The sequence below is a fragment of the Paenibacillus bouchesdurhonensis genome (assembly GCF_900155685.1).
Lineage (GTDB): Bacteria > Bacillota > Bacilli > Paenibacillales > Paenibacillaceae > Fontibacillus > Fontibacillus bouchesdurhonensis.
The window spans coordinates 278455-294394 of record NZ_LT732548.1 but is presented as its reverse complement, the minus strand read 5'-3'; the positions used below and the strand labels follow the sequence as shown (position 1 = coordinate 294394).

The window sequence follows — 15940 nt, the reverse complement described above, 5'->3', positions numbered from 1 at the left end:
TACAACGCAGTGCGCTTGTTATGCTCGGTTCATTGACGCTCCAGCAACCGTAGAATAATCGTTATCGCTTCAGCACGAGTCGCCGTCTCTTGCGGCGCAAAGCGGTTGTCATCGCGACCGGCTATAAGCCCCTGCTCTTGCATCGCGGCTACCGCTCCTTTCGCCCACGCCGGAATCTGCTCATCGTCAGCGAAGCTGGTTACATTCCCCGTGTCCATCTTCATACCCGCTGCTCTAGCGAGCATCGACATCATCTCGGCGCGAGTGACCTCCTTGCCCGGACGGAAGCTGCCGTCCTCGTACCCGCGGATAATGCCCGCCTGCAGAGCTTGGACTATAGCGTTTTGCGCCCACGGCCGGATGCTCTCGCGGTCGGTGAAGCTAAGCTCCAAAGCCGCTTCGGCATCTTCGCTCAGTTGAAGCGCCTTCGCCAGCATGACGGCGAATTCAGCGCGGGTAACTGCTCCGTTCGGCTTGAATGATCCATCGGGGTAACCGTTCACGAATCCTCTGGCCACGGCTTCCCGAATACTGCCTTCCGCCCAATGTCCCGCCGTATCAATGAGCGTAATGGCGGGCCTTGCCGGAATGGATGGGTCGCTGCCGCTATCTCCATGACCGATGTCTTGCCCTGGCGAAGGTTTGCCCGAATGATCCTCTGGCTTCATGCCTCCAACGTCTCCCGTGCTTCCTGCTCCTGTACTCCCATTCCCTGCACTGCTCGCCCCCCCGCTGGAGCTGCCGCCGCTAGGGTTGCCGCTGCTTGGATTGCCACCACCGGAGTTGCCTCCGTCAGAGCCGCCGCCCCCGGAATCTCCTCCACCTGGGCCGCCTCCCCCGGGATTGCCCGGCTCCTGGAAGCCGATGAATTTCAAGAAGTCGCCCCAGATCACATTGCCTTCGATATCCCGTTCATAACTAACGACCGGAGCAAGGCTTGCAAATTGGGCGTCTGTCAACGTCTTGCCTGATTTGTTCTTAGAGACTTTGCCGTCAAACATAAAATTATTGTCTGCGGCCAGCGCTGCCGGATAGTTGTCCTTGGCTATATCGGCCGTCCGATAGGACAGGAATCCGTCGATCGTAAAGTCCGGCGTAATGTGCGAATATGTCGTAAAGCTCAAATTCCCTCCGTCATTGTTGAAGCCGATGTTGTTAATAGCAATGACACCAGGATTGCTGTTGCTGGTAAAGCCGTAAGCTCCGTTGCCGAAGGCGATGGAATCGCGGATTTCATGCAGAACGTGAATGCCCTCCCCGCCCAGCTTGAAGCCGTTCTTATCTCCCGCGCCGACCGTGCCATCGGTCAAAAACCCATTATTGAACGCAGCGCTGTTCTCAATCAACACTGCGCCGATCGCGCCAGTTCCCGCCTTCGCGTACAAATCCCAGCCATCGTCAATATTGTTATGGGACAAGCAGCCCCGGAACACATTTCCGACGCCTGATGTCAGCTTCGCGGCGAAGCCGTCGGCATTGTTGTCGGACGGATCTCGATTATCAAACGCCGTACTGTTGAGAATCAGGTTGTACGACGGCCATTCCGCTAACTCCTGGGCGCTCGTATCCGTGCGGCTGATTTGGAGCCCCGTATCTCCGTTCGCATAGAACCTGCTGTTCTCCACGATGTTGTGGCTCCCCCCTACGGTGAAGCCTTTGGTATTGCCTGCAGAACGGGTGAAGTCCAGCCCCAGAACATGCCAGTAGTTCCCGCTCAGCACAACGCCCTCCGATTTCTTATCAAAATCGATCACCGGCCTTGCTCCATCCGCTGCTGCCAAATATTTCATCGCGTCGGGCTTGCCGTCATTATACTTCTTGATTTCGATTTTGGAGCTGCGCACATAACGGCCGTCCTGCAGCACAATGCGCTGACCCGCTTTCACGTAATTGATCGCCGTATCGATATCGAGCGGACGCTCAGCCGTTCCGTCGCCGCCGCTCGTTCCGTTCGGCGACACGATGATATCTTCTCCGGCTGCATATTCCTTCTTCGTCACGCTGAAATTCCGGACAATTTTGTCATAAGAGGTTAATTTCTGCGTATCATCCGGCACAAGAACAATACTGAAATTCGTGTCACCCTGAGCTGACAGCACAGCCGGGATCGTAAGACGCTGTCCGGCGATTGCAGCGGCATCCTGCAGGATCACCGCATGACCTTGCTTCACCATAACCGTGCCATCCACATTTGATCGCAGCACCAGCTCATATTCGGTTTCCGGCGTCTTCTCCAAGGAAAGGACGTCGAGACGCGGCTCCACCGGCTCGGCTGGCGGCAGTACTCTCGGCGCATCCGTATCGGCAGCAGTCACAGTCAGATCCACGTTGCTGACGACAATGGTCGCGACCCGTGCCGTATAGAAGCCGACATACATTTTGGAATCCTGCACATTTAAAATATCCGGCGTAAAAATAATCTCCTCTTGGCCGTCGTTCAGCTTGCCCGTAAAGCCGCTGTTCGTCTTTGCAAGCGTTAGGCGGTACGGCGCTGCCGGATGGGTATTGCCCACCGCTGGGCGCTCGTTTTTCAGCATGATCTTTTGAATTCCCTGGCTGCCTGCACCATCTGACGTCTCAACGCCTGTATGCACGAACAATTGCGTGCCGTTATCATCCCTCGTCCCGCCGCTATATCCGCCAACGGCCGCAATGTTGGAGGCAAACACGCTGGTGTTGCCCTGCACCCCGATGGCGTCCCGCGCCATCAGACCGAACGACTCTTGGCCATCATGCGGATTTTTTGCATAGGATACGACCTGAATGTCCGCCGACAACACGAAGTTGTCCTTGGCCGCATCCAGTTCGGTGTAGTAGTACGTAATACCATCGTGATCTCCGGTAACTTTCCCGCCGTCCGCAGCCACTAGCTCGATCGAACCGTCTGCATGGATCGTGGCATAATTGTTCTTAGCCGAAGTGGATTGACCAAAATTTGTGAACTTCCACTCCGGCGCCAACTCCTCCCGTACTGTCACCTTATACGTAATCGGACTGATCGACGTATCCGCTGGAATCACATCAATTTCATAGGCTCCCGCCGTCTGTCCGTCGAACCGAGAGGTATCGAGCGTAAAGTCCGTCAGTTCCTCCCGATCACCGTTGTCGAACACCTTCGAAACCTTTAATCCAGCATGTTCAAAGGCATCACCGCGATCAAATGTCGTCTTCGGGTAATTCGTCACTTCGATCCCTACCAGCTCTTTGACTTTCACCGTCACCGAAAAAGAAGCCGTCAACCCTTTGTGCTGCAGAGTAACCTGCTTCTCCCCGGGAGTGGCGGTATCTAGGAAGGATGCCGAATATTCGCCCCTCATCAGCCGCACTTCCGAGCCGTCGCTATACTTGGCGTACAGCAATAGCCCGTCCAGATCCAATGCATCGCCGATAAAATAAACCGTTTGCTCCGGTTGCTGCCTGACCTCCAGCTCTGTAAGAATTGCCGCCTTCACCGTCACATCAAAAGTCGCCATCAGTCCCGGTGTTTCCTCGGACATGATTGCCACCTCCACGCTTCCCGGCTGTCTAAACGTATACGGCGACTGCTCCGTAACCTGCTGCCCTTCAATAGATAACGAGTACTGATCACTCGTTAGCTCCGCCGTCTTGAAGCCGTTATTGTATTCTGCCCGGACGACAAGGCCTTCCGGATCAAAAATGTCCTCCAAATAGTAAACCGTTTTAGCCGGGTAGTATTTGACCGCTAACGAAGTCACCGTTAGCGGAGCAATTTGCAACGGAACCCTAGCTGTTGCACCGCTGTAATGGATCGTAATCTCGATTGGCCCTACCTTGCTGCTATCAAAACCCGTAACAATATACTCACTCGGCAGCAGCTCCTCTTCACTGCCGTCGGAGTATTGTGCCCTGACCATAAGCCCCGTTAAATCTAGACTTTCTCCAACTAAATAAGATGTCTTCGCCATAGCGCTGGAATCGGCGGATAGGGCGCTCACCGTTCTGTTCTCTACACGAAATTGGATGTCACTGAAGGCAACCGCCGCATCCCTGGCGGCATATACTCCCGCGAAGAGCGTATCCGTAAACATATTCTCCAGCATCAATGTCTCGCTCTCTTGATTGACGCTTAGCAAGTAGGTCGCTCCCGATTTCTTAATGCGCAAATCATATATTTCACCTGCAGCAGGCGCATGAATGTCAGACAGCTGATTCAGTTTCGTTTGAACGCCCTCTCTCTTGAAGAAGCCTTTCATTACCGTATCCAATGGGCCGATGGCCACATAGTTCGAAGTCGCCGTCCCGGCATCGCCATGGGCCCCCACGCCATCTCTAAGCATTAGTCCGAACGACTTCTGGTTCGGCGTGCTAATGCTGCTGTCGCTATTGAACGAGATCACCCTGGCCTTTGCCCTCAACTCGAAGTTCGCCTCAGCCGGCAGCTCTTTGAAGTAAAAGGACATGCCCTCATCGCCGCTGGCTATTTTACCGCCGTACGTTGCCAGCGTTGCTGAAGTTTCGCTTTGTTCCAGGGGCGGCGGATTCTTGGTATCGCTCGTATTGCCGCCGAAGGCGCTGAACTGCCAATCCCCGAGCTCCACCGTACCCTCGACGCTTAGCTTTATGTCTTTAAAGGTCACGGTCGTATTCCGGGCTGTATACAACCCGGCATAGCGAATATCCCCCGTAAAATCCGAGATGGCTTCCGATTCGTCGCCGACCTTTACGACGTAAAGGCTGCCTGATTTCTTAATGCTAAGCCGGTATTCCTCGCCCGGGGCGGGAGAACTGGCTGAGGCAAAGCCCTCCGTCTTCTGCAGACTACCCCCTTGCGATTTATGAAGCGCTTTCATTTTTTGATCCAAAGCACCCGCGGCAACGTAATTCCCGGTAAATGTACTTGCACTCTCGTTATCCAGTACATTGCCGCGAAGCATCAGACCGAATGACACCTGATTATTAGCCGTCCAGGCATCTACCTGCGCCGTAGCCGTCAGCTCAAAGTCGGCATCGGGCGCCACTTCCTTGAAGTAGTAAGCAATCCCTTCAGTGCTGCTCGAAATTTTGCCCCTGTCATTCGAACTCCTTAGCGTTACCTCGCCCCCCGGGTTCTCTGTAATTTCAAAGTTTGCAGGCGTAATTTTGTCGTCTCCGCCCACATCGCCGAAGACGCTGCCCTGCCAATCACTTGCAATGCCGATTATACTAGGAGATGGAGCGCCCCCCTCTTCTGCATCAACCGCCAAAGGAAAAGAAGAAAAAACAAGCAAACATGATACGATTACAGCCAAATACCGTTGTAGTTTTCTCAAATCGTCATACTCTCCTTTGTTCAAAATTTGGGTCATGCTGCGGTCTGCTCTCCCGTGACTAAACTTATTTAGTAAATTTATCTCTCCTACCTAATTTATGATTCTATACTAATTCCATCGATTTGTCGCCCTAAAATTGGGATATCCCGGCAGAAAAAAACCACACCCCCTCCGAGGAGGCGAGTGCGGCCTTCAGCAATACCTATACCGATAAATGACCAATGAAAGTGATAAATAGCAGCCAAATGATTAACAATACATTTAATATAACTGTGGTAATCGCCCTAACAAGGTGTCTCCCTTTATTAAACCTATAAAAGTCAAAAATACATAAAATAAAAATGATTGTTGAAAAGATAAGCAGTATCGAAAATATATCACTTCCAAAAATATCTTCGAGCCGCATAAAGGCGCCTCTATTAGAAAAGGATATTAAAAATACAAGCCAATTCAATAGAGATAGCAGCAGTAGGATCAGACCAATTTTTTTAATAATTTACCCCTCCCTCTATGAAATAGACAAACAATTAATGAATATTAATAGTATATTATAGTATTTATTCCATCAATATGGTAATGTTTATGTATTACCAAAATTAGGGGGGTTTTTTAAATTTTAAAAAGAAAGGGAATATTTATGTTATTATCTTTACTATTAGTATTTAGTATTTCATCGCAAGTATTTGCTGAGATTCGTCCACTTGCAGAACCAATTGATGATATGACATATGACTTTTCCAAACATATGAGAGATAACGCCGCATATATAGCCTACTTTGCGTATACAGAACAAAGGGACTTTGGCACATATCCATTTGGTACGGGCTTTGAGTTTGCTGAACATGTAAAGCCAGGCGGTGATTGGGATTATAAAACTACTTATGGTTATTCTGCAAAATACAAATTTAATGGTTTAGTTACAACAGGTGAAGACTTCGGCAATATTCATTATGCATATGTCGGCAGGGCTGCAGGGTTTTCTGAGTTATTATTAAAAAGCGCAGCTGGTGCAGTACAAATTTATGCGGGAACATCACAACTAAAGTGGTACGCTACTTTTTTTGATGACCCAACTGATCAGGCAGCTATACAAAGAGGTTTTAATTACTGGACTAATAAAAATTTACCGAATCCCTATACTTTTAGACTTACGGACGAAACAAAAGCACTTATTGATACACTTACTGACCAAGAAAAACAGGAAATCAGAAAAAGAGTGCAAGCAGTCTCTGAAAAAATTAAAAATAATGAGGAACTATCCCCGATTAGATAATATTTCACATACAGAAATAGTTAAGTACTCCCTTGAGTGTTCTCATAGGGAGTACTTTCTTGCGATACAATTTTCTCACCCTTCCTTACATCCTTTAACATTTTATCCGCACTAGCCCTAACCTGTCATGCTCCATTAAAACTAACCTTCGGCAACCTGTTGTTCGGCAACTTCAGCTTATTCAGCAGTGGTCAACTAAGATTGCAGTTGCGGGTTAACCTGCGTTGAAACACCATTGTCTCAAAACAAGACAAGTAGATCAGTTGATCCATGTATCCTTAAATTTAAAATCAGCAATTTTCCCGCCCTCAATGAACCCCACGCTTCGATACACCTTATTCGAATCCGGGTTCTTTAAATCCGCATATAACATCGGCACCAGATTCTCCGAGCGAAGAAGGGAGCATACCTCAGCAACAACGGCGCTGGCATAACCCTTCTTACGATGCGCTACGGGGGTGTATACGGAATTAATTCGAGCATGTCTAGGGGAGCGATGGGCAATATTGGCCATAGAAACTGTATGGTCATCTACACACCACAGATACAAATTTCCTGTTCCGATCATGCGCTCCGCTGCCGGAATTTGACTCTCTTTAGTCACCTCTACCTCAAAGGCCCACTGAGAGAATCCGACCAGAAAATCCGCCACAACATCCACGTCCTGCTGCCAAGCCCGGCGCATTTCGCCGATTACACCTATCGGCTTCTTAACCTCAGGGCAATAATACGACTCCATCACCATATAGGACTCGTAGTGAATACGTCTGGCCTCCGAATACATTTGGGCGAAATACTCCGCCGTCCACGGCTCTCCTGTTACGCCAGGTAAATCAAGCGCCGGATGATCGTCTATAAGTTGCCTAAATAGAACTTCTCTTCGCGACTTGGTCACTTCCTTCGCCAGCCACAACCAAGCGTTAAACCCCTTCGTCTGGGCAAAGATCATCGTGTCATCTACTGATTTTAGGCGTAATGCATCGTTTGATTCACAAATTAAATGCAGTAAATTATTCGGAACCTCCTCCGCCATAAACAGCTTGCCATGTAGAACGCGATCCCCTGCGCCAACTGTCTCAAACATCCCGCTTTTGAGCAGTTTACCACTCATCAATGCAATGAATAAATTTAATATATTACTAAAATATATATAACAAAGATACCACATTTAATCATGTTACTTTGAGACTGAAAATTATAGAATTATGTTATTGCATTGACGAATAAATTCTAGCAGGATATCATTTTTTGTATTAATATAACAAAGTTCATAACATGTTATATAAAAATATAACAAACTCAATATTATTTAATAGCCGTTCCGTGCCCCTTTTCATTAAAGGGGTCGTTTTTATGGGGCTTCTGAAAACCAGAGGGGGGCTGAATATATGAATTTTACCAGATTTCTAAATGACATAAAGCTTAGGAGAAAGCTGTCTTTGACCTTTATCACCGTGGCCGTTGTCCCACTCCTAATCAGCGGGATATTTCTGACTGGTAAGCTCCGGGAAATTATGATTGCGGATGCCTTTAAACAGGCTACGGATAATGTAGAGCGAGTCCGGAAGCGGACTGAGGAAGTCATCAAGGTGCCGCTGGACATTTCCTATCAGTTGTCCAACGATAGCCGGATGAAATCCGTAGCCAGCCGCAACTATGACAGCTATTTCGAGGTCATCCAAACCTACCGGCAATATTCCGATATTCGGGATTACATTCGGTTATATAAAGAGGTTAAGGGCATCCGGCTTTATACGCCCAACCCGACCATGCTCAATAACTGGGAATTCATGCAGCCCGACGATCAGACCGAGCAGGCTGAGTGGTATAAGACAGCCCTGAGCAAAAAAGGTCTTGCCGGCTGGGGATATATCAAGGATGAGCGAGATCAGACGAAATACCTAAGCTTGGTGCGAAAAATCAACTTGGACGAGCCTGGTCAGGATAGTGTACTTGTCATCAACGTCAATACAGCCTTGCTCAATTCCATTCTTCAGCAAGAATCGTTCTCTACCATGATCGTGGATGATCGTAACAACATTGTGGCAGCCAACCGTCCGGATTTATATGGAAAAAACCTTGCAGAGGTGCATACCGGGGAGAACATCTTGACGCAAAGTAATGGCAGCTTCGATGCCGATATGGACGGAGAACGATCCAAAGTCGTTATCTCTACACTAATTCCGGAGACTAGCTGGAATGGGCTGCGCGTCATTTCCGTGTTTACAGTGTCGGACATCGTCCGGGACGCAAACGGGGTTATCCGGCTGGCTGCGCTAGTCATTATATGCTGTCTGATCATCGCCGTGCTGCTTGTCCAGTCCTCTGCATCTCTCATCACTAGCAGGCTGCTGCGGTTAAGCAAGCATATGTCCAGAGTAGGCACCGGCTCCGGCCATTGGGATACTTATCTGGATCTGGACGGCAAGGATGAAATCGGACAGCTCTCTAGACAATTTAACGCTCTGGTTCAACGGATTAGTCAGCTGATGCTGGAAGTCGAAGAAAGCAATCAGCAAAAACGGCTGCTGGAGCAAAAGCAAAATGAGATCAAATTTAAAATGCTAGCGAGTCAGATCAACCCCCATTTCTTATTCAATACGCTGGAGTCAATTCGCATGGAGGCGCATCTCCGGGGAGAAGAGGATTTGGCGGAGGCTGTCTGGCAGCTTAGCAGCTTGATCCGCAGCAGCCTTGAGGTTGGCAACGGCAAAATTCGACTTTCCGAGGAATTGAATATGGTACGCTGCTATTTGGAGCTGCAAAAGTTTCGCTATGAGGACAGGCTTATGTATAAATTGGAGGTCGCGCAAGGCACTGAAGATATTGAACTTCCGCCACTGATTATCCAGCCGTTGGTAGAGAACTCGATTATTCACGGGCTGGATCACAAGGAGGAAGGATCAACACAGATTACTATTCGAACAGAACTCGGTGAGGAAGGAGAGGTATACGTGGAAATTCAGGACAATGGGGCAGGAATCTCTACATCGAAGATGGAGGAATTGCAAAGACAGTTGAAGGAAGAGGAGGAAGCCGGGGGGCGGATTGGGCTCCGCAACGTGCATGATCGCCTGCTGCTTACCTTTGGGAATAACTCGGGGCTTTCGATTGAAAGCAAAGAGGGCGAAGGAACAAAAATTACATTTTGCATACCGAGGGGGAACGAGATCGAATGTATACAGTGATGATTGTTGATGATGAGCCAAAGCTGCGTCTTGGACTGCAAACCTTGATACCCTGGCAGGAACTAGGGTACGAGATCATGGGAACGGCGGCCAATGGAAATGAGGCACTTCGTGTGGATGAAGAGCAGATTCCCGATGTGATACTGGTCGATATCCGTATGCCTGGTATGGATGGGCTGCAGCTTCTTCAGGAAATCCGCCGTCGTGGCTGGGACACACATGCGATCGTGCTGAGCGGATACGCTGATTTCGAGTACGCCCGCCAAGCGCTTCAATATGGTGTTGAAGGTTATCTGCTTAAGCCTGTCAACAAAGAAGAGCTGTCCGCCCTGCTTCAGAAGCTTCACCAGCAGATTTCCGCGGATCGGCTGGAGAAGCAGGTTCATCAGGATGCAAAATCGCCGGAATGGGCGGTGTATTCTCTGTTGTCCGGTTCACACGATTTAGCAAACGTTTCCATAGACAATCTGGCTAAATCATTAGGGATGGATTGGCCAAAATATCAGATTGTGCTAATCTCTTTTCCGGGTCTGCATCCGGAGGAGGACGAGCGCATCCGCAGCTTCCGGGAGCGCTTAGTTACAGCGTATGCAGCGGATGGCCAAAGCCTTGTTCTCTACTTTGCTCCTTATACGGTTCTGCTTCTCGCTAATACACTGGTCGGCGATTTTGGCAGGGCCGATTTATACAGAGAACTACAGATGCTATCCGGAGAGATTCGCACCCACATGGATGTGGCAGCGGGTGAAACAGTTCTGGCGCTGGATCAGATCACAAATTCCTTCCGTACTGCCCGTTCGCTGCTCGAACGCAGCTTTTTCTATGACAAAGGCAGGGTGCTAACATTGGAGACTCCAGAAAGCTATCGCCAAGCGCCCTCCAGTTCTAAGGATACTTCCTTGCTGGACGGGGAGGAGGTCTCCTTTCGACTCTATTATTTGGTTGATGTCGGACATGCGGAAGGCATCCATTCCCTTTTGGACGAAGTTGCTGCGCAAATGGCGATTATAGGAAAAGGAGAAACGGAGATTCGTGAACGATTCTTCTACCTCGCGAATGAAACGCTGCGAAAAGTCTCCCCTCGCCTCTGGTCGGAATCTATCTATCCGGGGGAACCAGCCCAATTCCTAGCGGGTATTTACAGTCAGCGCTTTATCCGGGATCTTGTCGGCTATGTAACCGCTGTTATGGAAAGGCTGGCCCGCTGCGCAGATTATACTAGCCGGGACAACGAAATGAGGCGCTTGCTGGACTTCATAGAACGGCATTACTATGAGAATCTGCGATTGGAAATGCTGGCTGGGTTGTTCAATTACAGCAGCTCCTATCTCGGTCAGCTTTTCAAAAGCCACACGGGGGAATATTTCAACGCCTATCTCGACAGAGTCCGAATTGATAAAGCGAAGGAATTGCTAACACAGGGATTGAAGGTGTATGAGGTGGCTGAAAAAGTAGGCTACTCGAACGTAAATTACTTTCACAATAAATTTAAGAAATTAGAGGGGCAGTCGCCTTCCTCGTATCAGAAAAAAAGTTGAAAGATAAATATTCATAATGAAAATCTATGATTGTTTCTGAAATCTCTGCGGATTATCGCATGAAATTATACGAAATTAGTGATATGTCTCCATGCCCTCCACATGCTTTATAGTGGTAGCACGAGAGGGGGAACGCAGAAAAAAATGAAAGCGATGTCAATTTCTATGGCAAGGGCTGCACAGGCGAAGAGGAAATTTTCTGTGTTTGTGCTATGCATTGTTATTTTGATGGGAATGCTTGGTTCAACAGCTTCAATGGCTGAGGCTTCTTCAGCCGTACTAGATGCTGGCATGCATATTGGGGATGGGCCGTTTGTCGATCCAACTAACAACATAACGGTTACTTATACGGATGCTATGTTAGAAGGTTATGGAGTTGAGAAGCGCGGCTCTGTAAATGAAGACGATGATACTTTGTATGACGGTGAAGGCTATATTTCTTACTTTTTTGATGAAGTTGCAAACGCCACAGAACCCATCGGCAGCGCAACATTTACAGTAGACGTTGCAGAAGCAGGATTGTTTAAGCTCAGTCTGGGCTACTACATTCCTGAAGGCTATGGGGACAAAGTAACCAGTATCGAGATCAATGGTGCAGGCACTGGGGAATTGGCACTAGATGCGCCAGCAACAGGGACTGTCCGGGCTGAAAAAATGGTCAGTAAAGTGCTGCTGAATGCTGGTAGCAATACAATCAAAATTGTGCGTGGCTGGGGCTACTACGGCATAGAGCATATCAAGCTTGAACCAGCTAACGCAGCTGCATCCGGTAACAAGCGTGAAGCAGAGGATGGCATCATGTCAGGCGACGTCTCAATAGGGAACTCCGGGCGAGAATACCCTGTCGAAGGGCACAAGGCAGGCACATTGAACAATCCCGAAGCGACACCTGAAGCCAGAGCGCTGATGAGCTACTTGCTTAGTCAGTATGGACAGAAAATTATCTCTGGACAGCAGACGCTTGAAGATGTGGAGTGGATCAAGCAGCAGACGGGTAAATATCCAGCGATCTTTTCTACAGACTTGATGGATTACTCTCCGTCCCGCGTCGATCATGGAGCCTCCTCAACTGAGATCGAGAAGATGATCGAATGGTACAAACGCGGCGGTATTGTATCTTTATGCTGGCACTGGAATGCCCCGAAGGGAATCGGCGGAAATGAGCCTGGTAACGAGTGGTGGCGAGGCTTCTACACCGAATTTACAACCTTTGATGTCGAATATGCTCTTAATCATCCGGATTCTGAGGACTATCAGCTTCTGCTCCGGGATATTGATGCTATCGCTGTTCAGTTGAAGCGCCTGCAGGATGCGAACGTACCTGTATTATGGAGGCCGCTGCATGAGGCAGAGGGCACTTGGTTTTGGTGGGGAGCAAAGGGGGCTGAGCCGACGAAGCAGCTATATAGACTGCTGTATGATCGGTTAACCCATTATCACAAGCTGAACAATCTGATTTGGGTATGGAACTCCGAGAAGAAGGACTGGTATCCGGGTGATGATATCGTGGACATAGTAAGCGTGGATATCTACAACCCTGAGGGCGACTACAATCCGAGCATCGCAAAATATGAGACGCTTGTATCCTTGGTGAACGATAAGAAAATGGCTGCGCTAGCGGAGAATGGCCCTATTCCTGATCCGGATATTCTTCAGGCATACGGTGCGGACTGGAGCTTCTTCAGCACCTGGACCGGCCATTATATCAGAGATGGCAAAACAAATACGATGGAGCATTTGAATAAGGTATATCATCACGAATATGTTATCACGCTCGATGAGCTTCCGGCAGATTTGTATTCCAATCTTAAGTTTGTGGCGGAGAATGGCGAATCGACAGGGATGGCCGAAGCTGATGAGCAGAAAAGCCATTTGGAGAACGATGATGTTACCGGCATGGAGCCAAAGAATAGCTTCACTGATATCGAGAGCCATTGGGCTAAGAACGATATTGAACTGATGTTGAACCAAAAGGTGGTTTTCGGGATTGGTTACGGACAATTTGCGCCAAACCGTCCCATTACCCGGGCCGAAATTTCTGTGCTTATAGCCAGAGCGATTGGACTTGATTTACAACCAGCAACAGGCAAGTTCTCAGATGTAGAGAGGACGAGCTGGTACGCAGGTGCTATTGAAGCTATAAGCGAGGCGAAGATCATGGTCGGCTTTGCTGATGGTACTTTCCAGCCGAATGCTCAGGTTACACGCGAGCAGATGGCGGTGTTGATCGCTCGTACGATGGCCTTTACAGGTCAGAACCCAGCTTTGACAGGCAATTCGCTGGCAGGATTCACCGATCTTTCATCTGTCAGTGCATGGGCAGCAGCCAGTGTAAATGAAGTATTAGCCTTAGGGCTTATACAAGGAGTATCGACAGAATTGTTTGCACCGGAGGAGAACGTGGATCGTGCGCAGGCTGTCGTTATGATCAAGCGTCTGCTGGTTTATTTAAACCTTGCGAATTTCTGATTCACCTAAAGACCAGAGTATATAATCAGAGCTCAGATTCGGATCGGCTGTCAGCAGATTTTAATCACACATCCTGAAAACAAATGATTGTTTCTGAAATTATTGTAGATTATAGAATGAAATTATACGAAATCTGCGATATGTCTCCTAACTTCCCTATGCTTTATGCTTAAGGAAAGAGAGGGGGGAGACAGAGAGATGAAAGCGATAACACTTGAGAAGCAAACGAGCAGCGGGCTGAATAATAAGCCGCAAAAGTGGAAGGTGTTTAAAAATCAGAAGTATCTTTACCTAATGTCCATTCCTTTTGTGATCTGGGTTTTCGTGTTCCAGTATTTGCCGCTGTGGGGCTGGACGATGGCTTTTCAAAACTACAAGCCAGGCAAGGGCTTTTTTGAACAGAAATGGGTTGGACTAGAGCATTTCCAAATGCTGTTCCGTGATGATCAATTCTATTTGGTGCTTAGAAATACCATGGCTATGAGTATTATGGGTCTTGTAGCAGGCTTTGTATTTCCGGTACTGTTTGCACTATTGCTGAACGAGGTGCGGGTTCAAGCCATGAAGCGCTTCGTACAGACGGTGTCCTATCTGCCGCACTTTGTATCTTGGGTAGTTGCAGCAGGGATTGTCACCAAGATGCTGTCAACAGATGGCGGAGCTGTAAACGCTGTGCTAATGAGTCTGAACCTCATTGATGAACCGATTCAGTTTATGTCCCAGGGGCGCCTGTTCTGGGGGATTGTGACAGCAGCGGATGTCTGGAAGGAGACAGGTTGGAACGCCATTATTTATCTGGCAGCCATTTCAGGGATCGGGCCTGAGCTTTATGAAGCTGCAAGGGTTGACGGTGCCAGCCGTTTGAAACAAATATGGCATATCACACTCCCGGGCATTCGCTCGACGATTATCGTGCTGTTGATTATGTCGATCGGCCATCTCGTTGGAATCGGATTTGAGAAACAGTTCCTGCTCGGCAACCATATGGTCAAGGACTACTCCGAGGTGTTGGATCTGTATGCATTGAATTACGGCTTATCTATGGGCAGATATTCCTTCGGTACGGCAATTAATATTTTCAATTCATTGATCAGTTTGATCCTACTGTTTGTGGCGAACGGAATGTTCAAGAAATTTGCTAATGAAAGTATCATGTAAACTTAAAAGCATCCTAGTAAAGGAGGGGCTTCAGACATGAGCACAGCCGATTCGGTATCCACCCTTAGGACAAAACGGTCGAGAGCAGCCTCCCGATCTGCCCAGGACTGGATTTTTGATATAGTCGTATATCTGCTCATTGGAATCATTACTATTATTACGCTATATCCATTCCTAAACGTACTAGCCATTTCTTTCAATGATTCTGTCGATACGGTTCGAGGCGGCGTGACGATCTACCCAAGAAAATTCACTTTGGAGAATTATAAGCAAATCTTCAGCTACAGTAGCTTGCTCACTGGCTTCAAAATTTCGGTGTACCGTACACTCGCAGGTACAGTGGCGGGTCTTGTCAGTGGCTCTATGGTCGCTTACACATTGGCTCGGACAGATTTTCAGGGAAGAAAATTCGTCTCGACGTTCCTGGCTATCACCATGTATGTATCCGGCGGCTTGATTCCTGGATTTATCCTCATCAAGAACCTGGAATTGATTAACACTTTTGCGGTCTATATTTTACCCGGACTTGTGAGTGCCTTTAACATCTTCGTCATTCGTTCTTTTATCGATGGCCTCCCTTTCGCCCTTCAAGAATCAGCCAAGATTGACGGGGCAAACGACTTTACAATTTACTGGCGCATCATTCTACCGCTATGCAAGCCTGCGCTTGCTACAGTTGCGCTGTTCCTGGCCGTTGGACAATGGAATTCGTGGTTTGATACCTATCTTTTTAACGGTTCCAATGACGCTTTGACGACACTCCAGTATGAGTTAATGAAAGTGCTGCAAAGCACAACGACCAATGCCAATAACATGCGTGGAGGCAATATGACAGAGCTGATGGCGCAAGTGTCGCCGGATTCCGTCAAAATGGCGATTACCATCGTTGCTACAGTTCCGATTCTGGTCGTCTACCCCTTCCTGCAGAAATACTTTGTCAAAGGGATGACGCTTGGTGCTGTAAAAAGCTGATACGCAAACGGGAATCGGCAAAGCGCGCCATTCTCTCATGCATCAGATTGATAAATCCGTACTTTTCATCAA

Annotated in this window: 8 protein-coding genes; 6 read left to right on the top strand and 2 right to left on the bottom strand. The window is 48.4% G+C overall.

The annotated features are described in order from the left end of the window. Positions 1 to 29: 29 nt before the first annotated feature. Entirely contained in the window at positions 30 to 5270 is a 5241-nt protein-coding gene (locus CZ379_RS05530) for a bacterial Ig-like domain-containing protein (RefSeq protein ID WP_199925480.1), read from the bottom strand. A 637-nt stretch (positions 5271 to 5907) separates the two neighbouring features. Between CZ379_RS05530 and CZ379_RS05520 the strand changes: the two genes are divergently transcribed. Continuing rightward, entirely contained in the window at positions 5908 to 6543 is a 636-nt protein-coding gene (locus tag CZ379_RS05520; RefSeq protein ID WP_110930748.1) for a polymorphic toxin type 44 domain-containing protein, read from the top strand. A 259-nt stretch (positions 6544 to 6802) separates the two neighbouring features. Here CZ379_RS05520 and CZ379_RS05515 read toward each other — a convergent pair whose 3' ends face one another. Further along, the gene (locus tag CZ379_RS05515) at positions 6803 to 7627 is read right to left on the bottom strand and encodes a GNAT family N-acetyltransferase (protein ID WP_110934245.1); all 825 of its coding nucleotides are present in this window, start codon (positions 7625 to 7627) and stop codon (positions 6803 to 6805) included. A 304-nt stretch (positions 7628 to 7931) separates the two neighbouring features. Between CZ379_RS05515 and CZ379_RS05510 the strand changes: the two genes are divergently transcribed. The 5 genes from CZ379_RS05510 to CZ379_RS05490 all read left to right on the top strand — a co-directional run bounded on the left by CZ379_RS05510 (position 7932) and on the right by CZ379_RS05490 (position 15868). Continuing rightward, a complete protein-coding gene (locus CZ379_RS05510) occupies positions 7932 to 9731 on the top strand; it encodes a sensor histidine kinase (protein ID WP_110930747.1) in 1800 nt (599 codons plus the stop codon). Next, on the top strand, positions 9719 to 11269 hold the full coding sequence (locus tag CZ379_RS05505) for a response regulator transcription factor (RefSeq protein ID WP_110930746.1): 1551 nt from the start codon (positions 9719 to 9721) through the stop codon (positions 11267 to 11269). The genes CZ379_RS05510 and CZ379_RS05505 overlap by 13 nt, the downstream gene beginning before the upstream one ends. 144 nt (positions 11270 to 11413) lie before the next feature. Further along, positions 11414 to 13738 carry a glycosyl hydrolase gene (locus CZ379_RS05500; RefSeq protein WP_110930745.1) on the top strand — a complete coding sequence of 775 codons (2325 nt, stop codon included), beginning with the start codon at positions 11414 to 11416 and terminating at the stop codon, positions 13736 to 13738. A gap of 198 nt (positions 13739 to 13936) precedes the next feature. Next, a complete protein-coding gene (locus CZ379_RS05495; protein WP_110930744.1) occupies positions 13937 to 14896 on the top strand; it encodes an ABC transporter permease in 960 nt (319 codons plus the stop codon). 36 nt (positions 14897 to 14932) lie between these two features. Then, complete coding sequence (locus tag CZ379_RS05490; protein ID WP_110930743.1) at positions 14933 to 15868, top strand: carbohydrate ABC transporter permease; 936 nt, start codon at positions 14933 to 14935, stop codon at positions 15866 to 15868. The last annotated feature ends 72 nt before the right edge of the window (positions 15869 to 15940 follow it).